Annotated in this window: 18 protein-coding genes, 1 tRNA gene and 1 pseudogene; 10 read left to right on the forward strand and 10 right to left on the reverse strand. The window is 71.9% G+C overall.

The features are described 5' to 3' along the window. Positions 1-9: 9 nt before the first annotated feature. Entirely contained in the window at positions 10-492 is a 483-nt protein-coding gene (locus tag AWQ68_RS27340) for a metallophosphoesterase family protein (protein WP_066945228.1), read from the reverse strand. 203 nt (positions 493-695) lie between these two features. On the opposite strand from AWQ68_RS27340, the gene AWQ68_RS27345 reads away from it, so the two are divergent. The 5 genes from AWQ68_RS27345 to AWQ68_RS27365 all read left to right on the forward strand — a co-directional run bounded on the left by AWQ68_RS27345 (position 696) and on the right by AWQ68_RS27365 (position 6,088). Next, positions 696-1,148: a hypothetical protein gene (locus AWQ68_RS27345; protein WP_066945231.1), complete on the forward strand. Its 453-nt coding sequence runs from the start codon at positions 696-698 to the stop codon at positions 1,146-1,148. 369 nt (positions 1,149-1,517) lie between these two features. Beyond that, positions 1,518-3,788, forward strand: a complete 2,271-nt coding sequence (secD, locus tag AWQ68_RS27350) for a protein translocase subunit SecD (protein ID WP_066945235.1) — start codon at positions 1,518-1,520, stop codon at positions 3,786-3,788. A gap of 98 nt (positions 3,789-3,886) precedes the next feature. After that, entirely contained in the window at positions 3,887-4,813 is a 927-nt protein-coding gene (locus AWQ68_RS27355; protein WP_218007064.1) for a helix-turn-helix domain-containing protein, read from the forward strand. A gap of 172 nt (positions 4,814-4,985) precedes the next feature. Continuing rightward, positions 4,986-5,396: a VOC family protein gene (locus AWQ68_RS27360; RefSeq protein ID WP_066945241.1), complete on the forward strand. Its 411-nt coding sequence runs from the start codon at positions 4,986-4,988 to the stop codon at positions 5,394-5,396. Positions 5,397-5,581: 185 nt separating this feature from the next. Next, a complete protein-coding gene (locus AWQ68_RS27365) occupies positions 5,582-6,088 on the forward strand; it encodes an HAD domain-containing protein (RefSeq protein ID WP_066945244.1) in 507 nt (168 codons plus the stop codon). Between the two features lie 143 nt (positions 6,089-6,231). Here the strand turns inward: AWQ68_RS27365 and AWQ68_RS27370 are convergent, their stop codons facing one another. Beyond that, a complete protein-coding gene (locus AWQ68_RS27370) occupies positions 6,232-7,008 on the reverse strand; it encodes a maleylpyruvate isomerase family mycothiol-dependent enzyme (RefSeq protein WP_066945248.1) in 777 nt (258 codons plus the stop codon). 50 nt (positions 7,009-7,058) lie between these two features. Continuing rightward, on the reverse strand, positions 7,059-7,940 hold the full coding sequence (locus tag AWQ68_RS27375) for a 1-aminocyclopropane-1-carboxylate deaminase/D-cysteine desulfhydrase (RefSeq protein ID WP_066945251.1): 882 nt from the start codon (positions 7,938-7,940) through the stop codon (positions 7,059-7,061). 122 nt (positions 7,941-8,062) lie between these two features. On the opposite strand from AWQ68_RS27375, the gene AWQ68_RS45275 reads away from it, so the two are divergent. From AWQ68_RS45275 to galK, 3 genes and pseudogenes are all read left to right on the forward strand, one after another. Then, on the forward strand, positions 8,063-8,707 hold the full coding sequence (locus AWQ68_RS45275; RefSeq protein WP_245656132.1) for an RNA-guided endonuclease InsQ/TnpB family protein: 645 nt from the start codon (positions 8,063-8,065) through the stop codon (positions 8,705-8,707). A gap of 21 nt (positions 8,708-8,728) precedes the next feature. Beyond that, positions 8,729-9,247: pseudogene (locus AWQ68_RS45280) on the forward strand (RNA-guided endonuclease InsQ/TnpB family protein); the annotation flags it as partial. Between the two features lie 108 nt (positions 9,248-9,355). Next, positions 9,356-10,477, forward strand: a complete 1,122-nt coding sequence (gene galK, locus AWQ68_RS27385; protein ID WP_066945254.1) for a galactokinase — start codon at positions 9,356-9,358, stop codon at positions 10,475-10,477. Between the two features lie 120 nt (positions 10,478-10,597). On the opposite strand, the gene AWQ68_RS27390 is transcribed toward galK, so the two are convergent. Both AWQ68_RS27390 and AWQ68_RS27395 read right to left on the reverse strand, forming a co-directional pair. Further along, complete coding sequence (locus tag AWQ68_RS27390) at positions 10,598-11,401, reverse strand: enoyl-CoA hydratase-related protein (protein WP_066945255.1); 804 nt, start codon at positions 11,399-11,401, stop codon at positions 10,598-10,600. A gap of 127 nt (positions 11,402-11,528) precedes the next feature. Then, positions 11,529-11,604 (reverse strand) — tRNA-Asn (locus AWQ68_RS27395). A 156-nt stretch (positions 11,605-11,760) separates the two neighbouring features. Here AWQ68_RS27395 and AWQ68_RS27400 point away from each other — a divergent pair. After that, positions 11,761-12,075, forward strand: coding sequence for a hypothetical protein (locus tag AWQ68_RS27400; RefSeq protein ID WP_066945257.1), 315 nt, complete (start codon positions 11,761-11,763; stop codon positions 12,073-12,075). A 56-nt stretch (positions 12,076-12,131) separates the two neighbouring features. Here the strand turns inward: AWQ68_RS27400 and AWQ68_RS27405 are convergent, their stop codons facing one another. The 5 genes from AWQ68_RS27405 to dnaG form a co-directional block, all read right to left on the reverse strand. Further along, complete coding sequence (locus AWQ68_RS27405; RefSeq protein WP_066945260.1) at positions 12,132-12,671, reverse strand: hypothetical protein; 540 nt, start codon at positions 12,669-12,671, stop codon at positions 12,132-12,134. Positions 12,672-12,713: 42 nt separating this feature from the next. Then, positions 12,714-13,958 (reverse strand): amylo-alpha-1,6-glucosidase, encoded by a 1,245-nt coding sequence (locus AWQ68_RS27410; RefSeq protein ID WP_066945262.1) that lies wholly within the window; start codon positions 13,956-13,958, stop codon positions 12,714-12,716. A gap of 58 nt (positions 13,959-14,016) precedes the next feature. Beyond that, the gene (locus AWQ68_RS27415) at positions 14,017-15,480 is read right to left on the reverse strand and encodes a glycosyltransferase family protein (protein ID WP_157545788.1); all 1,464 of its coding nucleotides are present in this window, start codon (positions 15,478-15,480) and stop codon (positions 14,017-14,019) included. A gap of 675 nt (positions 15,481-16,155) precedes the next feature. Further along, positions 16,156-17,259, reverse strand: a complete 1,104-nt coding sequence (gene rpoD / locus AWQ68_RS27420) for an RNA polymerase sigma factor RpoD (protein ID WP_245656133.1) — start codon at positions 17,257-17,259, stop codon at positions 16,156-16,158. 178 nt (positions 17,260-17,437) lie between these two features. Continuing rightward, the gene (dnaG, locus tag AWQ68_RS27425) at positions 17,438-19,471 is read right to left on the reverse strand and encodes a DNA primase (protein WP_066945270.1); all 2,034 of its coding nucleotides are present in this window, start codon (positions 19,469-19,471) and stop codon (positions 17,438-17,440) included. Between the two features lie 139 nt (positions 19,472-19,610). Here dnaG and AWQ68_RS27430 point away from each other — a divergent pair, with 139 nt between their 5' ends. Then, positions 19,611-20,522 (forward strand): M23 family metallopeptidase, encoded by a 912-nt coding sequence (locus AWQ68_RS27430; RefSeq protein WP_084464453.1) that lies wholly within the window; start codon positions 19,611-19,613, stop codon positions 20,520-20,522. Positions 20,523-20,537: the final 15 nt, after the last annotated feature.

Raw genomic sequence — 20,537 nt, forward strand, 5'->3', positions numbered from 1 at the left:
GCGCCGTGCTCAGGTGACCGGGACGATCCTGGCCTCGACGAGCGCCCCGTCGTCGATCCGGAGCACGCCCACGGTCCCGTGCGGCTGGCGGCGGCGGTCCGTCGGCGAGCCGGGATTGAAGACGCGCACTCCCTCGTCCGCCTCGTCCAGGGGGATGTGGGAGTGCCCGAAAACCACGAGATCGGCCGTCGGAAACCGGCGGCGCATCCGCTCGATCCGCCCGCGCGCCGGGCCGCTGTCGTGGATCATCGCCGTCTTCACGCCGCCGAGATCCAGCTCCAGGGTCTCCGGAGCGATCAGCTCGGGGACGTCGTTGTTGCCCTTGACGACGTGGACGGGGGCGTACGCCCGCAGCTCGTCGAGCACGGAGGGCACGCACACGTCGCCCGCGTGCAGGATCACATCGGCGCCGCGAAGCTCCTCCGCCACCCGAGCGGGGCACGACTTCCACCGGCGCGGCGCATGGGTGTCGGCCAGAACGACGACCTTCATCTCTCTCCCTTCCGCGTCCCTCTCTACCCGGCTTCCCTGCCGGCCACCTCGGTCTCTCCTCGCAACAGGCCCGGAGATAAAGCGGATGGACAGGGACGAACACGGAACGGCCACAGAGGTCCCCGCGGCGGCGTTGCGACTCTCGGCCACCCGTGGACCTGGCTAGGCTGACCGGAACATCCACGCGGGGGAGGAGGGGAGCCGTGCGCCAGCGGTCGTCGCTCCTCGCCGTGCCCGCGAGATGGCTGATCTGCCTGATCTTCCCGCTCCTGGTCAGCGGCGTCCCGGCGGCGGGCGTGCTCGGCGCGCTCCCCAAGGCCGCCGTCGCGGCCAAGTCCGCGCCCTCCGTCCTCTCCCCCGCGAAGCCGCACACCGCCGCACTGCTCGCCGCCGAGCCGGACGGCCACGCCTCGGCCTCTCCCCACTCGAACGACCACGCCCCGGCCCCGCATGATCTCTCCGGCCGTCCGCGTGAGGCGGTCATCGGAGCGAACCGCGGCATCACGGGAGCGGGCCAGGCGGCCGTGCTCGCGGACCGGCGCCGTCCCACGACGGTGCCCGCGCGCATCGCCGCCGCGCCGTCGTCCGACGGCAGAGCGGATCCGCTGGCCGCTCCCGGTGTCTCTCCCGGGCGCGCGCCACCCGTCACAGGCTGAGAGCGACCACAGCCCGCTCTCGATCCCGGTATGCCCTCGCGCCCCTGTCGCGCGACGCTCTCCGATCGGTGAACGCCGACGCTCCGGCTCTCCGCGCCCTCCACGACGCGGGCGGCCGTCACGCCGGTCCGCCATGCGCCGGTCCGTCACTCCCTGGCCCCGCGCGCGGCCGTTCGCGGCCGTCACCCGCGCGTGCCCGTCCGTACGCGGACCGTCCATGAGCGCGCTCGCCACCCGCCGATGACCGCACACGGGCCGGCCGCTTTCGGCCGTCCGGCCGACGGCGTCCGGCGCGGCGTGTCCCGATCCCCGGTATGCCTTCACGCGCCCTACGCGGCGCGTCATCCCACTCCGCCTGTGGAGGCTCTCATGTCGCGTGCCCCCGTGGTACGCGCGCTGGCGGCGCTCGCCGTCATCGCGACATCGCTCGTCCTCGCTCTCACCATGTCGCCGCGTCTCGGTCTCGACCTGCGCGGCGGCACCCAGCTCGTCTTCGAAACCAGGGACTCGCCCACGACCAAGGCCGACGCCGAGGCGACGGACCGGGCCCTGGAGGTGCTCCGCCGCCGCGCGGACGCGCTCGGGGTCGCCGAACCCACGCTCGCCCGCTCCGGCGAGCGCCGCATCATCGTCGAGCTGCCCGGCGTGCTCGACCCGCGCAAGGCCGCCGAGACCATCGGCACGACCGCGCAGCTCACCTTCCATCCTGTGCTCGACTATCCGGACGACTCGGCCAAGCCCAAGGAAGGCGAGCGGATCCTTCCCGACGAGGACGGCCGCAAGCTGCTCCTCGGCCCGGCCGGGCTGACCGGCGACGCGGTCAAGGACGCCGCGGCCGGGATCGACCCCGAACGCGCCAGCGGATGGTTCGTCTCGCTCGACTTCCGCGACAACCGCCCCTGGGAGAAGCTGACCGGCCAGGCCGCCTGCGCTCCGGCGGGCGACCCCAAGCGGCGGATCGCCATCGTCCTCGACGAGGAGGTCATCTCCTCGCCCCAGGTGAACGACAGCGTGCCGTGCAACGTCGGCATCACCGGCGGGAAGACCGAGATCAGCGGATCCTTCACCACCGAAGAGGCGCAGAACCTCGCCATGCTCGTCAAGGGCGGCGCCCTGCCGGTGCCGGTGGAGATCGTCGAGCAGCGGACGGTCGGCCCGACCCTCGGCGCCGCCGCCATCGAGGCGAGCGCCAAGGCCGCGATCATCGGCGTGGCGCTCACGGCGGTCTTCCTCATGGTGGCGTACCGGCTGGTCGGGCTCCTGTCCACGATCGCCCTGGGATGCTACGCGCTGATCTCCTACGCCGCCCTGGTCGCGGTCGGCGCCACGCTCACCCTGCCCGGCCTCGCCGGCTTCGTGCTCGCCATCGGCATGGCCGTGGACGCCAACGTGCTGGTCTTCGAACGCGCCAGGGAGGAGTACACGGCGGCGCCGGACAAGGGGCTGCGGCCCGCGCTGCTGAAGGGGTTCCACCACGCGTGGAGCGCGATCGCCGACTCCAACATCACCACCCTGCTCGCGGCCGGACTGCTGTTCTTCCTCGCCTCCGGTCCCGTGCGCGGCTTCGGCGTGACGCTCTCCCTCGGTGTGCTGGCCTCGCTCGTGTCCGCGATGCTGATCACCCGGGTGCTGGCCCAGTGGGCGGTCGGGCGGCGCGTCGTCAGCGCACGTCCCCTCCTGTCCGGGCTCGGCACAGTGGGCCGCCTCCGGACCTGGCTGACGAAGAAGAACCCCGACCTCATGCGGCGCGGCCGGCTCTGGCTCGCCATCGGCGGCACGGTCACCGCCGTCGCGCTCGCCGGGCTGTTCGTACGCGGGCTCGAGTTCGGGGTGGAGTTCACCGGCGGCCGGATCGCCGACTACTCCACGTCCGCTCCGGTGAACGTGGACACCGCGCGGCAGGCCGTCTCGGACGCCGGCTTCCCGAGCGCGGTCGTCCAGCGATCGGACGACGGCCTCACCGTCAGGACCGGCCAGATCACCGTGGACGAGGCGGCGAAGATCGAGTCGGCGCTGGAGAGCGTGACCGGGCCGGTCACCAAGCTGCGTGACGAGTTGGTCGGCCCGAGCCTCGGAGACGAGCTGCGGCGCAACGCCCTCATCGCGCTCGGCGTGGCCCTTGCCGCGCAGCTCGCGTACCTGGCGTTCCGCTTCCGCTGGTCCTTCGGCACGGCGGCGGTGCTCGCGCTGGCGGTGGACGTGTCGGCCGTGATCGGCGCGTTCGCCTGGATGGGCAAGCAGGTGGACGGCGTCTTCCTGGCCTCGGTGCTCACGATCATCGGATACTCCGTGAACGACAAGGTCGTGGTCTTCGACCGGGTACGCGAGATGTGGGGCGCCTCGCCCAAGACGCCCTTCGCGCGGATCGTCGGCACCGCCGTGGTGCAGACGGTGCCCCGTACGGTGAACACGGGCCTCGGCGCGCTGTTCATCCTGGCCGCGCTCGCACTGCTCGGCGGCGACTCGCTCACGGACTTCGCGGTCGCGTTGCTGATCGGCGTCGTGGTGGGCACGCTCTCGTCGGCCTTCGTGGCGGCTCCGCTCTCCGTCGAGTTCGAGCGGCGCAGCTCGGCGCCTCCGCCGCAGCCGGTGAAGAAGCGCACGTCCCCCTCGCGTCAGGGCTCGGGCGCGGTCGTCTGAGCCGGCGACGCCCGGGGCGGCGGGACGCCCTCCCGCCGCCCCGGGCGCTCCTCCCGCGTCGGCACATCGGTGAGACTGGGGCGGGGAGGATGGACACCATGGCAGATCCGGACATCGACCGCCCGACGGCCGAGTTCGTCAGGAGGCGTCCCGCGCCGCCGTTGCGCGGCTACGTCGACGACTACATCGGTTATCGCGAGGCGGGCGTTCCCCCGGCCCGGCACCGGGGACTGCCCTCGCCGTACCTCACGCTGATCGTCACGCTCGACGACCCGCTGGTGGTGGACGCGCATCCCGACCCGCTGGCGGCGCCGGGCACGTACGACACCCTCGTCGGCGGCCTGCACACCTCGCCCGCGCTGATCAGTCACGACGGCCGCCAGTCGGGCGTCCAGCTCGCCCTCACGCCGCTGGGCGCGCGGGTGCTGCTCGGCGTGCCCGCCGGCGAGCTGTCCGGCGCCGACCTCGACGGGACGGACGTCCTCGGCGGCGTCGCGGACGAACTGCGCGAGCGCCTGCTGGAGGCGACCGGGTGGCCCGAGCGCTTCGCCGTTCTCGACACGATGCTCAGCACGCTGACCGGCTCGGAACCGGGAGCGGGAGCGGGCCCAGGTCGCGGCCTGCGGCCGGGAAGCGGCACAAAGGCCGCCGTACCCGCCGAAGTCGCCTGGGCGTGGCGTCGGCTGCTGGAGACCGGAGGCGGGCTCGCCGTGTCCGACCTGGCCCGCGAGGTCGGGTGGAGCACGCGCTACCTGGGACGGCGCTTCCGTGAGGAGGTCGGCCTCGGGCCCAAGGAGGCGGCCCGGGTGGTGCGGTTCGACCGTGCCCGCCGTACGCTGCAGCACCAGGCCGCGGCAGGCGCCCCGCCCACCCTCGCCGCGCTCGCGGCGTCCTTCGGCTACTACGACCAGGCCCATCTCGCCCGCGAGTTCGGCGCTCTCGCCGGATGCTCCCCGAGCCGCTGGCTCGCCGAGGAGTCCCCGACCTTCACAGCCGCCTCCCCCACCACCGATCACCCCGCCTGACGGCGCAGCGGGGGGGCTCCCGGCCGCGTGAGCGTGAAAACCCTCACCCCTCTCCGGCTCTTCCTCGACCGCAGCACGCAGGGCCGACGCTTCACCGATGCCGTACGGCGGCTCGCTGAGGAGTTCCGAAACGTCCAAGCCTCGGGCGGGGGTGCGGCGCGAGACTGGCGGTATGACGGACAACACACCAGCACCCCAGGTTTGGCCCACGCTGCGCGCGCGTGACGCGCGCGGCCTCATCCGCTTCCTCGTCGAGGCGTTCGGCTTCGAGGAGACCGCCGTGTACGGCGAGGGCGAGCGGGTCGATCACGCCCAGCTCTCGTGGCCTCTCGGCGGCGGCATCATGCTGGGCTCGGTCCGGGACACGCCGGACGACAAGTGGTCGCTGCAGCCCGGCTCCTTCGGGGCGTACGTCGTCACGGACGAGCCGGACGCGCTCTACGCGCGGGCGACGGCGGCGGGCGCGCGGGTCCTCCAGGAGCCGCACGACACGGACTACAGCTCGCGCGACTTCGCCGTCCGCGATCCGGAGGGCAACCTCTGGTCGTTCGGCACCTACCGCGGAGAGCCGCGCAAGGGTTGAGCGCGCGGGATCCGAGCCGGCAGGCGGCGGCCATCGGGGCGGCGGTGCGTGACACGTCGACGGCACGCACCGCTTCCCCGCTGAGCACAAAACTCACGAAGCTCCCAGGAACGACATATGTCCCAAGAGTGGGCATTTGAGTAGCGTGTACTGGTCACGCAGTACCGGCCGTCCTGGAGGAGATCGTGACGACGTCCGCCCGTCCCCTGGTGCTGCTCGACGTGGACGGGGTGCTCAACCCGTTCCACCGCCCCTCCTCCCGGTTCGACCGGCACGAGTGCGTCGTCGACGGCTGCATGTACCAGGTGCTGCTCGACGAACGGCACGGCGCGGAGCTGCGCGAGCTGGCCGAGGACACCGGCGCCGAGCTGGTCTGGGCCACCACCTGGGAGGAGAACGCGAACACCGAGATCGGTCCGCGTCTCGGCCTGCCCCCGCTGCCCGTGATCAAGGTGACCGCCGGGGCGGGCGTGGCGGACGGCCCGCTCTTCAAGACGGGGCCGGTCGCCGAGTACGTCCGGGGCCGCCCGTTCGTGTGGTTCGACGACGAACTCACGTCCGCCGACTGGGAGTACCTGACCGGCCACCCGGACGTCGGCGAGTTCCTGCTGGTCGAGGTCGATCCCCGGAGCGGGCTGTCCGGATGCGACATCGACCGCGCCCGGGACTGGCTGGCCACCCCTCGCGCCTGAGCCGCCTCAGCCCCGCCCGAGCCGAAGACCCGAACGAGCCGAAGACCCGAACGAGCCGGAGGCACACCGGCCAAAGGCTCGACCGGGACCCCATCGGCACCACCGTCGAGGCCGTCCACACGTAGGCTCGTAACCCGGGCCCCTCAGATCGGCGTGTTCTCCAGCCAGCGGGCGAGCAGGGCCTCGTCGCCGAAGATCTCGAACCTGCCGCCGTCCGGCCGCAGCCGCCCGTACATGAGCAGCAGCAGGTCGCTCGCCGTTCCGCGCACCGCGACCGTGCCCTTGCCGTGCCCGCGCGCCCACGTGAACCCCTCCGGCCCGAGGGTGATCATCCACTCGCCCTCGGCGTCCGTCGCGTGCAGGTGCAGCGTCTCGCCGTCGCCCCGCAGCTTCGCGAGGCGCTCCGCGATCCACTCGGCGTACGGCAGGATGCCGAGGTACTCGTCCACGCCGTCGATCGCGGTCGCCGCGTCGATCTCCGGCTCGCGCCCCAGCGCGAGCTCGACGTCGGCGAGGTGGATCAGCAGCTCGTGCAGCATCCGCCGCGACCAGAAGCGGGCGTGGTGGTCGCCGGCCCAGGACCAGACCGGCGTGTCGGCCGGGGTTGCGCGCAGCGTGGCGAGGAGCCGCTCGGCCCCGGCCGCGAGCCACGCCGCGGGATCGTCGCCCTCGCGCAGCCGGTCCATCGGCACGTCGCGGGACGTGACCCGCTCGGGGGCGCGGGTGCGCACCAGGTGCTCCGCCCAGCGCTGGGTGACCCCCACGTGCTTGGCCAGCTTGGCGATCGTCCAGCCGGGGCAGGTGGGCACCGGAGCGGCCGGGTCGGCCTCAGCGACCAGCGCCACCATCCGGGCCGCGCCCGCCTCGATCGCGGCGCAGTACTCCTCATGGGTCCGGTCGCCGTAGATCAACTCAGTCATGTCGCCGACCGTACCCCTCCCCTCCCGGAAGCGGTACGTCCCCGCCCCGGTCAGCCGGTGATCAGAGCGACGACGACCGTGCCGGGCGCGAGCTCGCGCGCCAGCGCGTAGATCCCGTACATCATCTTGGCGACGTAGACGAGGTCGAGGCGGAGGCCGTGCCGCGCCGCGAAGTCCTCGGCGAACGCCCGCAGTTCCGGCGTGGTGCGCGCGTAGCCGCCGAAGTGGAAGCCGCACTCGATCCGCCAGTTGTCCGTCACCCGGCCGAGCGCCTCGTGCTGGAGCCGGGCGACCTCGTCGCCCAGGAACTCGCCGCCCTTCAGCACCGCGAAGCCGACCGCCCTCCGGCCGGGGGCGAGCCCGGCCGCGACGCCGGCGAGGGTGCCGCCGGTGCCGACCGGACAGCAGACCAGGTCGTACCGCCCGCCGAGCTGCGCGTCCAGCTCCGGCGCGATCTCGGCGCACCCGCGTACGGCGGCCGCGTCGCTGCCGCCCTCGGGCAGGAGGCGGAACTCGCCGAACTCGGCGCGCAGCGCGTCGATCACCTCGGGTGTGTACTTGCGCCGGTACGCCGACCGGTCCAGGTAGGTCAGCCGCATCCCCCGCGCCGCCGCGTACGCCAGGGAGGGGTTGAGGGGCAGGTGCTCCTCGCCGCGGATCACGCCGATGGTCGGGAACCCGTAGATCGCCCCGGCCGCCGCGACGGCCCTGATGTGGTTGGAGTACGCCCCGCCGAACGTGAGCACCGGGCCGGGGCCCAGGTTGTACTTCAGCTTGCGCCACTTGTTGCCGGGGATGTCGGGATGGATCAGGTCGTCGCGCTTGAGCAGCAGCCGGACCCCTCCGAGGCGCTCGTCGCGCACCTCCTCGATCGGCGAGGGGATCCGCGCCGCCATTCCCGCCGGCGCCTCCAGCCCTGCCGCGACTTCCATCAGATCCGCGCGGAGGAGACCAACTGCTTTAGCCGGCGGGGGAATCCGCGCTCCCTCCCTTCGGGTTTTGTCGGTGCCTGCCGATAGCGTGACGATCTCGTTACTGAGCGTGGGAGGTGGGGGTGCGCAGGTCGTACACGTTCTTGCTGCGCCCCACCGGCAAGCAGGCCGCCACGCTCGCGCAGTGCCTGGAAGATCACCGGGTGTTGTACAACGCGGCGTTGGAGCACCGCCGTACCGCCTACCGCAAGGCGGGCGTGAGCATCCGGTACGGCGACCAGTCCGGCGAGTTGAAGTACATCCGTGCCGATGACCCCGCCGGTCAGGGCCGGTGGTCGTTCTCCTCCCAGCAGGCCACGCTCCGCCGCCTGGACAAGGCGTTCGCCGCGTTCTTCCGCCGCGTCAAGGCCGGGCAGAAGCCGGGGTTCCCCCGATTCAAAGGACGTGGCTGGTTCGACACCGTCGAGTGGCCCAAGGACGGCGACGGCTGCCGGTGGGACTCCCAACCGGAGCACCCCACCGCCACGTTCGTCCGCCTTCAAGGGGTCGGACATGTCCGCGTCCACCAGCACCGCTCGATACGCGGCCGGGTGAAGACGATCAGTATCAAGCGGGAAGGCTCCCGCTGGTATGTGGTCCTGTCCTGCGATGACGTGCCCGCGCACACCCTGCCTGGGACCGGCGTGGTCGTCGGCCTGGACATGGGCGTGGCCTCGCTGGTCACGACCAGCGACGGGAAACACCTGGCCAACCCGCGCCACCTGTAGGCGTCCGCTGATCGTCTCGCGGCGGCACAGCGGGATCTCGCCCGCAAGAAGCGCGGGTCCAAGCGGCGACGCAAGGCCGCCGCCCGTGTCGCCGCCCTGCACGCCAGAGTCCGCCGCCGGCGTCTGGATGGCGCGCACAAGGCCGCGCTCGCGTTGGTCCGCGACTACGACGTGATCGTGCATGAGGACCTGCGGATCGCGAACATGACCCGCAGCGCGTCCGGCACGATCGAAGCCCCTGGCCGGAACGTCGCACAGAAGTCCGGGTTGAACCGGAGCATCGTGGACGCGGGTTGGGGGGCGTTCCTGACGGTCCTCGCGCACAAGGCTGAAAGCGCCGGTCGAGAGCTGATCGCGGTGAACCCCGCCAACACTTCTCGCACGTGTGCCCGCTGTGGGCACTGCGCGAAGGAGAACCGTGTCACCCAAGTCGAGTTCGTCTGTACGGCGTGCGGGCATACCGCACACGCCGACGTGAACGCGGCGATCAACATTCTCGGGGCAGGGCTTGCCCTTCGCGACGCTGCGGAAGCGGCTTAGCGAGAAGCCGCTCCCTTCAGGGAGCGGAGGAGTCACAAGGTCAAGGCTGGCACAGGTACGGGGAGTCGCTACCCTACGTCCAGGCCGTTTGTTGAGGAGTGTTCGATTATGCGGGTTCTTGAGGCTTTCCGTGCGGCGTACGGCGACGAGCCCACAGGGGTCTGGCACGCGCCGGGGCGGGTCAACCTGATCGGGGAGCACACCGACTACAACGACGGCCTCGTGCTGCCCTTCGCCGTCCCGTGGGGCGTGAACGCCGCGGTGAGCCCCCGCGCGGACGGCGTCGTACGCCTCGCGTCGCTCCAGGCGCCCGGCGAGGAGCAGACGGTCGAGGACCTCGACCGGGCGCGCGGCTGGGCCCGCTACCCGGCGGGCGTCGTGTGGGCGCTGCGCGAGGCGGGCCACCGGGTCGGCGGCGCGGACATCATGATCGACGGGGACGTGCCCCGAGGAGCCGGGCTCTCGTCGAGCGCCGCGCTGGAGGTCGCCGTCGCGGTCGCCCTCGACGACCTGTACGGCCTGGCCCTGCCGAGGATCGAGCTGGCGAAGATCGCGCAGCGGGCCGAGAACGCCTTCGTCGGGATGCCGTGCGGGATCATGGACCAGGCGGCGTCGGCGCTCGGCGAGGAGGGGCGCGCGCTGTTCCTCGACTGCTGCACACTGGGCAGCCGGACCGTGCCACTCGACCTGGCCGCGAACGGCCTGCGGCTCCTGATCGTCAACACGGGCGTCCACCACGAACTGGCCGACGGGCAGTACGCGAAGCGCCGCCAGGACTGCGAGAACGCCGCCAAGCGGCTCGGCGTGCCCGCGCTCAGGGACGTCACCGACCTGGCCGGGGCGCTGGCGCGGCTGAGCGGCGACGAGCGCAGGCGCACCCAGCACGTGGTCACCGAGAACCACCGGGTCGAGGCGCTGGTCGGCCTGCTGCGGGCGGGCGCCGTACGTGAGATCGGCGCGCTCCTGAACGCCTCGCACCTGTCGCTGCGCGACCAGTTCGAGGTGTCGTGCCCCGAGCTGGACACGGCCGTCGAGGCGGCGGTCAGAGGCGGCGCGCGCGGGGCCAGGATGACCGGCGGCGGCTTCGGCGGCTCCGCCATCGCGCTCGTCCCCGAAGAGCGCCTCGCGAGCGTCCGCGACGAGGTGCTGCGGGCCTACCAGGCGCGTGGCTGGGCCGCCCCCACGTTCCTGGAGGCCGTCCCCGCGCCCGGCGCCCGCCGCCTCCGCTGAGGACCCGCCGGGGCCGCGCGGGCGGACCTCACAACGGCCGGAAAACGCGGCGGGCGGGTCACAGCGGCCGAAAGTCCCGGCGAGCGGTCAGAGCGGTCAGAGCGGCCGGAAGGCAGGCGGTCAGAGCGGCCGGAAGTCCGGTCGGCGGCGCTCCAGGAAGCTGGCCACGCCCTCGGTGAAATCGGGCTGCCCGAACGACTCCCGCATCAGCATGACCGCCCGGTCCCGCGACTCGTCGAGCCCGCGCTCCCAGTCGTCCCACACCTGACGCTTGATGACCGCCATCGACGCGGGCGAGCTGTGCGCCGCCAGGTCCTCCGCGTACGCCAGGGCCTCGTCGAGCATCCGCTCCCCCGGTACGGCACGGCACGCCAGCCCCAGCGCGTACGCCTCCGAGCCGGGGAACGTGCGGCCGGAGAGCAGGAGCTCCATCGCCCGGGCCTGCCCGGCGAGCTTGGGCAGGACCCAGGCCAGGCCGTACTCGGCGATGAGGCCACGCCGGGAGAACGCGGTGGTCCATTTGGCGTCCTCGGCGGTGAACACGAGGTCGCAGACGAGGGCGTAGACCATGCCGAGCCCGGCGCAGGCGCCGTTCACCGCGGCGATGACCGGCTTGCGGAGGGTGATCGGAAAAGTGGTGGGCCGGGGGTCGATCTCGAACCCGGGCCCGTCCGGCACCCCGCCCGCACCGATGGCGGCGAGCGCCTCGAAGTCGGCCCCGGCGCAGAACCCCTTCCCCGCGCCGGTGACCACGACGACCCGTACAGAAGGGTCGCGGTCGGCCTCTTCAAGGAGGTCGAAATAGCGCCGTCCCAGATCGGGAGTCCAGGCGTTCAACCGTTCCGGCCGGTTGAACGTCAGAATCCGCACGGCGCCACGGCTTTCGGACAGCACCAGGTCGTGGTTCTCGGACAGCATCGACATGTCGACCTCCCTGCGCAGAACTATGTTCTACACCAGTGTGGGGCGGTCGATCGACCTCCGGGACGCCGGATCAGGCCGGAAAACGCCGCGAGGCCGGGTGATCTTTCGATCACCCGGCCTCGGCCGATGGCTCCCGCGATAGGACTCGAACCTATAACCTGCCGGTTAACAGCCGGCTGCTCTGCCGATTGAGCTACACGGGATTGCAGCTTTGCTCCGCCTTTCGGGCCTTGCGGCTTTCCTTGCGGCGCGGAACTAGATTAGCGCACTCCGAGGGGTTCTTGTCACATCGGTTGCGCTTGGATAGAGCGTGGCCTCCAGGGTAGGAGGCCGGAGACATTTGAGTGGGGAGGTGGAAGATGCGCTACAAGGCGATGTTCGCCGCCGGACTGGCCATCGGTTACGTCCTTGGCACTCGGGCCGGGCGGGAGCGATACGAGGAGATCAAGCGCCTGGCACAGCGGGTGGCGGACAGCCCGACAATCCAGGAGGCGGCGGGTCTGGTGGGCGCCCAGGCGGCCCGGGTCGCGGACAGGGCCAAGAGCGTGATGGGCGACAAGTTCGGCGGCAAGGTCCCGTTCATGCGCAGGCCCGAGCACGAGCACGAGACCAAGGAGTGGACGGCGGAGCGAGTGCCCAGCGCGGCCGGTTGGCCCGACCCCGGAACGACCTGACCCGGCCGTCCCGTCCGCGTGTCGCGCGCCGGCAGTTCTCCCCAACCGCCGGCGCCTCAGACGCCGAGGCTGCGGCGCACCTCCTCGAGCGCCTGCTCGGCGAGGGCACGCAGTCCCGGGTCGCTCGCGTCGAGGCCGGGATCGAAGACGAAGTCCCAGCGCGGCTGATCGGAGCCGGGCACCCGCCGGGCGACCAGCCGCACTCCCCCTCGCGCGTCGAGCGACACGTGCCTGCTCGCCACGATCGACGAGGTGACCCGCTCGCGGATCGTCTCCGGCAGCAGGCCGGGTTCGGGCAGCGCCACCGCGTGGATCTCGCCGTCCGTCATGACGACGGTGAGGCCGTTCTCGTCCCATGTGGCCTTGTCCACCAGATGCCAGGGCAGCCGCTGACCGCCGGGCAGGTGCAGCGCCAGCGTCGTCGCGACCGCGTATCCCCCGCCGTCCCCCGCGTCGCCCTCCGGGGCGCGCGCGTGGCTCAGCAGTCGCTCACCCGGTTCGAGATCCAGGGCCGTACGCACCTCTGAGGGCAGGCGTGCGCCCCGGAGGGCCCCGGCGAGACCGGAGAGCGCGCGGGAGAACGAGGATCCAGCCAAGGGGCACCGCCAGACATACACGACGATCGGTACAGCGGCAGGCTATCTCCCGAGCAGATCGAGGGTGAGCGCGGCCGACCAGGAGAAGTCCCGGCACCCGTGCCCCGTGCCGTCGAAGGGGTCGAAGCACTCGCGGAACCCGCCCTGCCGGACCAGCCGCAGCGTGCTCGCGACGAGGATCTCGCTCAGCCGGTCCAGGCCGTGCGTGGCGGCCGCCCGGGAGAGCAGCCAGTTCGTGCTGATCCAGGACGGGCCGCGCCAGTACTGGCCACGGTCGAACTCGGGTGCCCTGATGTCGCAGCTCGGCACGGGATATCCGGTCGCGCCCATGAACCTGGTCGACTCCAGGAGTGAGGTCAGCGCCTCGACGACGTGCCGGGGCAGCCCGGGGTCGAGCATGGGACCGAAGCCCCCGATGGTGCAGACCGGGACCAGCCGCCCGGTGCGGACGTCCCGGGCGTAGAAGGCGTCGTCCCACAGCCGGTCGAGCAGCGCGACCCTGATCCGCGCGGCGGCCTCCAGGAAGGGCTCGGGGTCGGCGCCGACGACCTCGGACGCCAGCCGGGCCATCGCGTCGCAGGAGAGCAGCCAGACGCCGTTGAACAGCGGGTCCTCGACCGCGAACGGGTGCTCGTCCCGGTAGTAGGACGACGCGTAGCCGTGGTCCCGGCAGAGCACCGCGAGCCGGAAGTACCGGTCGTGGTAGCCGTCCCCGCACCGGCCCGCCTCCGACGTCGCCAGCGGCTCGTCCCAGGCGGGACTGTCGTCCATGCCGGACTCCCAGGGGTGGACGATCGCGGCCAGCCCCGCGCCTCCGACGTCCCTGGTCTCCAGGTACGCCTGCTGGGCCACGAGGGACGGCCAGGCCAGCCGGACGAACCGGGCGGCGAGCTCACGGTCGGCCGCCTGCTGCCAGACCCGCCAGACGGCGTACGCGTGCAGGGGTGGCTGGGTGAGGCCCGAGGTCTGCGTGCCGCCTGGGGCGTCCGGGGCCTCCGCCGAGCGCCACATGGACGGCCCGGGAAAGTAGCCGCCGGCGTGGTGGAAGACGATGTGCGGGACCATCCCGGTACGCCACTGGCCGGCGAGCAGCGAGAGCAGCTCCTGCCCGGCCCGCGCGGTGTCGTGCCGGGCGAGGCCGATCGCCACGAACGCCGAGTCCAGGCTCCATTGGTGGGGATAGACGCCGGGCGCGGGCATGGTGGAGACGCCTGTCCAGTTCGCGTCGAGGACGGCCAGGGCGGCCCGCCCGAGCGCGGCGTCGTCAACAGCGGGACGCCCCTCCATCGGTCCAGATTAATCCCATGAAGCCGAGAAATCACTGGATATGGTGCGGCCGGATTCGTCAGCCGCTCACATGAGCCACGGCCGGCGGCCGGGCGGCCGCCGGGCTCCGCACCCCTCCCCCGGTCCGGCCGAGCGCCACGAGGGCGAGCGCCAGGCAGAGAAGCGGGACGGCTGGCAGCCAATACCTGCTGTCGTACGCCGCCACGACGACCGGAGCGACGACGAGGGCGAGCCCGGCGGCCAGCGGAAGTGCCGCGGGCACGGCCGCCGCCCTGCGCGCCCGCACCGCCACCGCGGCCCCGTACGCGACCATGGCGGCCACGACGAGCACGCCGAAGACCGTCCCCGGCAGGAAGACATAGGTCTGGTAGGCGCGCACCAGCGGGGCCGCCGGATCGGTGAACCGGGTGGCCGCCCTCCCGCGCTCGTAGGCCCACAGATCCTCGTGAATGCTGCCGCCGGGGATCCGGACATCGTCCGGCAGGGGCCGGGTGACGTTGGGGAACGCGTAGCGGTTGTAGGCGATCGGGACGGTGCCGGGGCTCGGGCCTCTGCGCCAGCCCGTCGTCCGGCCGAGATCGACGGCGACGAGCCCGAGATAGTCCAGCGGCTGCGCGGCGACGGCGCGCCGCGCGAACCTCCCCGCCAGATCGTCGATCCCGGGCTGGAACAGGTCCTCGCGGGTGACCACCGGACGGCCCGGGACCTTCCGCAGCGGCGACCAGTCCGACCAGATGTAATGCGGCGAGCCTCGGCGGCTGCCGAGGGGCTGCTCCGGGCACAGCACCGCCTCGTCCGCCGGCGGCCTGATCCGCGCGCAGTCCGCGAACGGCATCGTCCGGGCCCAGAGCCACACCCCGCTGCCCCCGTTGAGCCCCGGCGAGCCGTGCCACGACGCGTACCACGCGGCGTAGCCGCCGAGCGGGACGGCCAGGGCGACCGCGGCCACAAGGAGGGCCCGGCGGCCCGAACGGGTGAGCAGCAGATGACCGGCGAGCAGGGGAAGCAGCATGAGGCCGATCGAGCGGGTGAGCGTCGCCGCCGCGAGGAGCGCCGCGGCCGCCGCCGCGCGGCCCGGGGAGACGCGCGGCGACCAGAGGACGACCGTCACCGACGCCGTCACCAGGAACGCGAAGAGGACGTCGCTGAGAACGGCGTGCTCGAAGAAGATCTGGTACGCGTCGAACAGGACGGGCGCGGCCGCGAGCACGGCCCACACCGGCCGCGCCCCGCTCAGCCTCCGGCGGAGCAGCGCGTAGACCATGGCCCCGGTGGCCAGCCCCATCAGATGCTGGACGGCGACGACGGCGCCGAAACTGTGCAGCGGCCGCATCAGCCAAAGCAGCAGCGAATAGCCGCTCGGGCGCACGGGATAGGGCTGCATCCGCTCGGCGACCCCGACATATTCGAAGGAGTCGTCGAACCAGACGGCCGGCGAGAAAGCGACCATCGCGAGCACGCGTAATGCCAGCGCGAGGACGAAGAGCACGACGAAAAGCCGATGGCGCAGCAATGACCGCATCCGCGGAACGTTCCTTCCCCCAGCGTCCACGGCCCGGCCGTTCGGCAATGCCGACGGTCCCCCCGAACCGTTTCCTCAGCCACGACGGCGGCGCGCCCGGCCCCACGGGTCCGCGCCCCCTGGCGATGCCCTGAGTGGCGGCGAAGGCCGTGGCCGATCCTTCGCCGCCACCCCGGAAGGGGGCAGGTCACACCGCCGGAACCGGTGCCCGCCAAGAAGCCCGGAAGCGGCATGGAATGCCCCCTGCATCAAGCATGAGGGATATTAACCGACTTTCTTGACACATATCCACACCGGATTGATGAGCTATATAACTCCCACAAGGCGAATGCGACATTTGATGCTGAATGTCGGTATAGTCCGTATCGCGGATGCGCCGTCCACAAGCCGGACATCCGGCGTCCGCCTGCCGGGATTCGACACGGGGCCGCAGGAACTCAACGCCGAAACACTCGGCATTCGGGGATCCGACCTCGCATATGGGCGCGAGGCCGTTGACGACCGGAAAGCGGGGCGCCGGCCACAGCCGCTCGGCCTTCTCTTCGGGGCGGGCCGGTCTCCCGACGTGCCGGAGACCGGCCCCGCATGCGACTCATCGAGCCGGACAACGGATCCGGCTGCCGGACGGCCGGGGGTCAGGCCGGCGGCCCCGGTCCGAGGTGCGCCCGTACGACGCTATTCGAGGTAGTCGCGGAGCATCTGGGCCCGGGTCGGGTGGCGCAGCTTGGCCAGCGTCTTGGACTCGATCTGGCGGATCCGCTCGCGGGTCACGCCGAACTCGCGGCCGACCTCCTCCAGTGTGCGGGGGTGGCCGTCGGACAGCCCGAACCGGAGCTGGATGATCCGCTGCTCGCGCTCGGAGAGAGTCGCGAGGATGCCGTCGAGCTGGTCCTGCAACATGATGAACGCGGCGGCCTCGATCGGCACCACCGCGTCCCCGTCCTCGATGAAGTCGCCGAGGTCGGAGTCCTCCTCACCGATGGGCGACTGCAGCGACACCGGCTCCTGCGCGATCCGCTGGATCTCCACCACCCGGTCGATCGGCAGGTCCATCTCGGCCGCGATCTCCTCGGGCGCCGGCTCGCGGCCCAGGTCCTGGTGGAGCTGCCGCTGCACCCGGACCAATTTGTTGATCGTCTCGACCATGTGGACCGGAATTCTGATCGTCCTGGCCTGGTCCGCGATGGCCCGGGTGATCGCCTGGCGAATCCACCACGTGGCGTAGGTCGAGAACTTGTACCCCTTGGTGTAATCGAATTTCTCGACCGCGCGGATCAGCCCGAGATTGCCTTCCTGGATGAGGTCGAGAAAGAGCATTCCACGACCGACATAACGCTTGGCGATCGAGACCACGAGCCGCAGGTTCGCCTCGATCAGGCGCTGCTTGGCGCGCACGCCCTCCCAGACCAGATCCTCGAGATCGAAGCGGCCGAGCCGCACCGCCGAGTTGTCGCACAGCTTGTCCTCGGCGAACAGGCCGGCCTCGATCGCCTTGGCGAGTTCGACCTCCTCCTCGGCCGTCAACAGCGGAACCCGGCCGATCTCCCGCAGGTAGATGCGGACAAGATCGCTGGTCGGAGCACGCCGGCCGTCGTCTTCCTCTCCCCTGCTCGGTTCGTCGTCACCCTGGGGTTCGAGGACCTCGACCCCGTTCTCAGCGAGCATCCGCACGACGCGCTCCAGGGCGTCGGACGGAAGCTCGGACCTGTCGAGCGCGGCGGCCACGTCGTCGACCGTGACGCTGCCGCGTTCCCTTCCCTTCGCGACAAGGTCCGCCACCTGGTCTACCGATGGCGGCCCACTTGGTAGCACCGATGCACCCACGCATCACAGTCTGCGGTATGAGCACCACAAAGCGGCAGGCCTATTTTTGTCACCCAAGGTAAGGCAGAAGTCAATACCCGATCGCAATCTAAATCGGCGTTTGCCGCTTGTTGAGATTGGAAAGGAAAGTAATTCATGCCCCGGCGGCGCGCTCACGCAACACGCGCCGCTGCTGTTCCAGCGCGACCAGTTCACCGAAGAGGCGGTTGTACTCCTGCTGCTCCTCCACCGGGTTGAGCCGCTGGAGCCGCGACTTGATCTGCGCGACCGACCGGCCCACCGCCGTCTCCAGCAACCGGGCCAGCACGGCGGCGGCGTACCGCTCCTCGCCGCCCGCCTCGACGCGCGGCTCCTCGACCGCGAACCGGGTGAACGCGGGCCGCAACTCGTCGCCGGCCGCCGCGAGCAGGCGCTCGACCCACTCCTGCCCGCCGGAGCCGCCGGCGACCGTGCCGCCCACCACCACGATGACGCCGTACAGCGCGGCGTGCTCGGGGCGGGTGAACGCCTCGCCGCCGAGGGCGTCGAACTCGGGGCCGAGCAGGGCGGGCCGCTGGACGGCGAGCTTCAGGGCCTCCGCCTCCAGCATCGCGACCGGGTCGGCCTGCTCCCGCGCCTCCCGCGCCTCCCTCGGCTCGTGCGCGCGTCCCTGGGCGGGGCCGCCGTAGCGCCCCTGGTCCGGCCCGCCGTACGGGCGGCCCTGCCGCCGGCCGTACTGCTGGGGCCCCTGCTGGCGGCCGTACGGGCCGGGCTGGTCATGGTGCCCGTACCGGCCGGGGTCGCCGCCCTGTCTCCCCTGGCCGCCCTGCCCCCCTTGGCCGCCCTGGCCCAGCGCCTGCTGCACCCGCTGGATCACGAACCCCTCGTCCATGAAGCCGAGCCAGCGGTCCAGGTCCACGACGTACGTCCTGCGCAGCCCGGGGTCCTTGATCGAGGCGACGACGGGGGCGGCGGCGTCGAGCGCGCCGAGCCGTCCCTCGTTGGTCGTCAGGTCGTAACGGGAGATGACGCTGCGGATGGCGAAGGCGAACAGCGGCTCGCGGCTCGCGATCAGGTCGCGGATGGCCGCGTCGCCGTGCTTCAGCCGCAGATCGCACGGGTCGAGCCCGTCGGGCTGCACGGCGACGAACGTCTGCGTGACGAACTTCTGCTCGTCCTGGAACGCCCGGAGCGCGGCCTTCTGCCCGGCGGAGTCGCCGTCGAAAGTGAAGATCACCTCGCCGCGGAACTCGGCCTGGTCGAGCAGCAGCCGCCGCAGGACCTTGATGTGCTCCTCGCCGAACGACGTGCCGCAGGTCGCCACCGCGGTCGGCACCCCAGCCAGGTGGCAGGCCATGACGTCGGTGTAGCCCTCGACGATGACCGCCTGCGAGCGGCGGGCGATCTCCCGCTTGGCGAGGTCCACGCCGTACAGCACCGAGCTCTTGTGGTAGATCGGGCTCTCAGGCGTGTTGAGGTATTTCGGACCGTCGTCGGAGTCGAGCAGCTTGCGCGCGCCGAAGCCGATGACGTCGCCGGTGATGTCCCTGATCGGCCAGACCAGCCGGCCGCGGAACCGGTCGATCGGTCCCCGGCGGCCCTCCCGGGCCAGGCCGCCCTTGAGCAGCTCCTGGGACGTGAAACCGCGGGCCATCAGGTGCCGGGACAGCGCCTCCCACCCGGCGGGGGCGTAGCCGACGCCGAACCGCTCGGCGTCCACCCGCTCGAACCCGCGCTCGGACAGGAACCGCCGGCCCGGCGCGGCATCCGGCGTGCCGAGCTGCTCGGCGTAGAACTCGGCCGCGGCGCGGTGCGCCTCGATCAGCCGCACCCGCTCGCCCTGCTCGCGTCCGGGGACGTAGCCGCCCTGCTCGTACCGGAGCTGGATCCCGGCGCGCTGCGCGAGGCGCTCGACGGCCTCGGCGAAGGACAGATTCTCGATCTTCCGGACGAACGTGATGACGTCGCCGCCCTCGGCGCAGCCGAAGCAGTAGTAGTAGCCGCGCGCGGGCGTCACGTTGAACGACGGGGACTTCTCGTCGTGGAAGGGGCACAGCCCCTTCAGGTTGCCGCCGCCCGCGTTCCGGAGCTGGATGTGCTCCCCCACCACGTCGGCGATCGGCGAGCGCTCCCGCACGAGCGCGATGTCTTCGTCGCTGATCCGCCCTGCACCGCTACGCCCTGCCACGCTCGCGAGTTTAGGCCCTGGAAGGGAGGTCTTGGGCGGGGGCGTCCCAGGACCGAATCTCGGTAACGGGTCGTGACCGAAATCCCCGTCAGTTACAAAGGAACGGTCGGATCTCGCTAACGTCAAGCGGGTGGAGATCATGCGATCGGGCAGACTGGCCGCCGTCGCGGCCGCCGCCATGGCCGTCGCCGGGCTGACCGCCGCCTGCGGAGCGCCGGCCGGGGTCGCCGGGGTGAGCTCGCTGCCGCCCGTGCCCCGCACCGAGGAGCCGACCCCCGACACGTCGGACGGCGCCGTCCCCGCATCGGGGGGAGGGAGCGTCGCCGGCGACAGCAGCCGCATGCGCTCCGTCCTCCCGCCCCCCGCCCCCGACCCGGTACGGCTCCCGCCACCCAAGGTGTCGGCCTACACATACGCGTTCCCGGTCAAGGGGTGCCGGGTGTCGTACGCACGGCAGCTTCTCGTGCTGCCCAAGAGCACGATCTGGGCGGGCAAGGGCTGCGCGTTCGTCTCGCCGGTGAACGGCGTGGTGCGCGAGGTCAACGTGCAGAACCGGTGGGTCCCGTCCACCGACCGCGGCCAGGACCGCGAGGGCCGGTTCGTGACGGTCCTCGGCGAGGACGGCGTGGTCTATCTGGGCGGCCACCTCGACTCGGTCGAGCCAGAGGTACGGCCGGGCGTCACGGTGAAGGCGGGCCAGCGGCTCGGCCGCCTGGGCAACTCCGGCAACGCCCGCGACACCGCCAGCAACCTCTATTTCGCGATCTCCTGGCCGGTCCCGCCGGAGTACTGGTGGATCAGGCGCGGCGTGATCGAGCCGTGGGACTACCTCGACGCCTGGTACGACGGCAACCGGACGTTGTCCCCCAAGAAGGCCGTGTTCGCGCTGCGCAAGCGGGTCGGCACACTGCCCGCCTGCGATCTGCTGTGCGCCTCGAAGACGCCGCCCTCGGCGAAGGGCGGCGCGACCGAGAAGACCGAGAAGGCGCGGACCGTCGTCAGGCGGCAGGACCGCACCGAGGAGGAGCCGACCATGGTCACCCCCGGTTAGGTCGCCGGTCACCTC

Origin of the sequence: Microtetraspora fusca, from assembly GCF_001570365.1 — a bacterium.
Taxonomy (GTDB): Bacteria; Actinomycetota; Actinomycetes; order Streptosporangiales; family Streptosporangiaceae; genus Microtetraspora; species Microtetraspora fusca.

Excerpts from the sequence above, each read along its gene's own strand:
- AWQ68_RS27340 (WP_066945228.1), bottom strand. The coding sequence starts at position 492 with ATGAAGGTCGTCGTTCTGGCCGACACCCATGCGCCGCGCCGGTGGAAG.
- secD (WP_066945235.1), top strand. The coding sequence starts at position 1,518 with ATGTCGCGTGCCCCCGTGGTACGCGCGCTGGCGGCGCTCGCCGTCATC.
- AWQ68_RS27355 (WP_218007064.1), top strand. The coding sequence starts at position 3,887 with ATGGCAGATCCGGACATCGACCGCCCGACGGCCGAGTTCGTCAGGAGG.
- AWQ68_RS27360 (WP_066945241.1), top strand. The coding sequence starts at position 4,986 with ATGACGGACAACACACCAGCACCCCAGGTTTGGCCCACGCTGCGCGCG.
- AWQ68_RS27370 (WP_066945248.1), bottom strand. The coding sequence starts at position 7,008 with ATGACTGAGTTGATCTACGGCGACCGGACCCATGAGGAGTACTGCGCC.
- AWQ68_RS27375 (WP_066945251.1), bottom strand. The coding sequence starts at position 7,940 with ATGGAAGTCGCGGCAGGGCTGGAGGCGCCGGCGGGAATGGCGGCGCGG.
- galK (WP_066945254.1), top strand. The coding sequence starts at position 9,356 with ATGCGGGTTCTTGAGGCTTTCCGTGCGGCGTACGGCGACGAGCCCACA.
- AWQ68_RS27390 (WP_066945255.1), bottom strand. The coding sequence starts at position 11,401 with ATGTCGATGCTGTCCGAGAACCACGACCTGGTGCTGTCCGAAAGCCGT.
- AWQ68_RS27400 (WP_066945257.1), top strand. The coding sequence starts at position 11,761 with ATGCGCTACAAGGCGATGTTCGCCGCCGGACTGGCCATCGGTTACGTC.
- AWQ68_RS27410 (WP_066945262.1), bottom strand. The coding sequence starts at position 13,958 with ATGGAGGGGCGTCCCGCTGTTGACGACGCCGCGCTCGGGCGGGCCGCC.
- AWQ68_RS27415 (WP_157545788.1), bottom strand. The coding sequence starts at position 15,480 with ATGCGGTCATTGCTGCGCCATCGGCTTTTCGTCGTGCTCTTCGTCCTC.
- AWQ68_RS27430 (WP_084464453.1), top strand. The coding sequence starts at position 19,611 with ATGCGATCGGGCAGACTGGCCGCCGTCGCGGCCGCCGCCATGGCCGTC.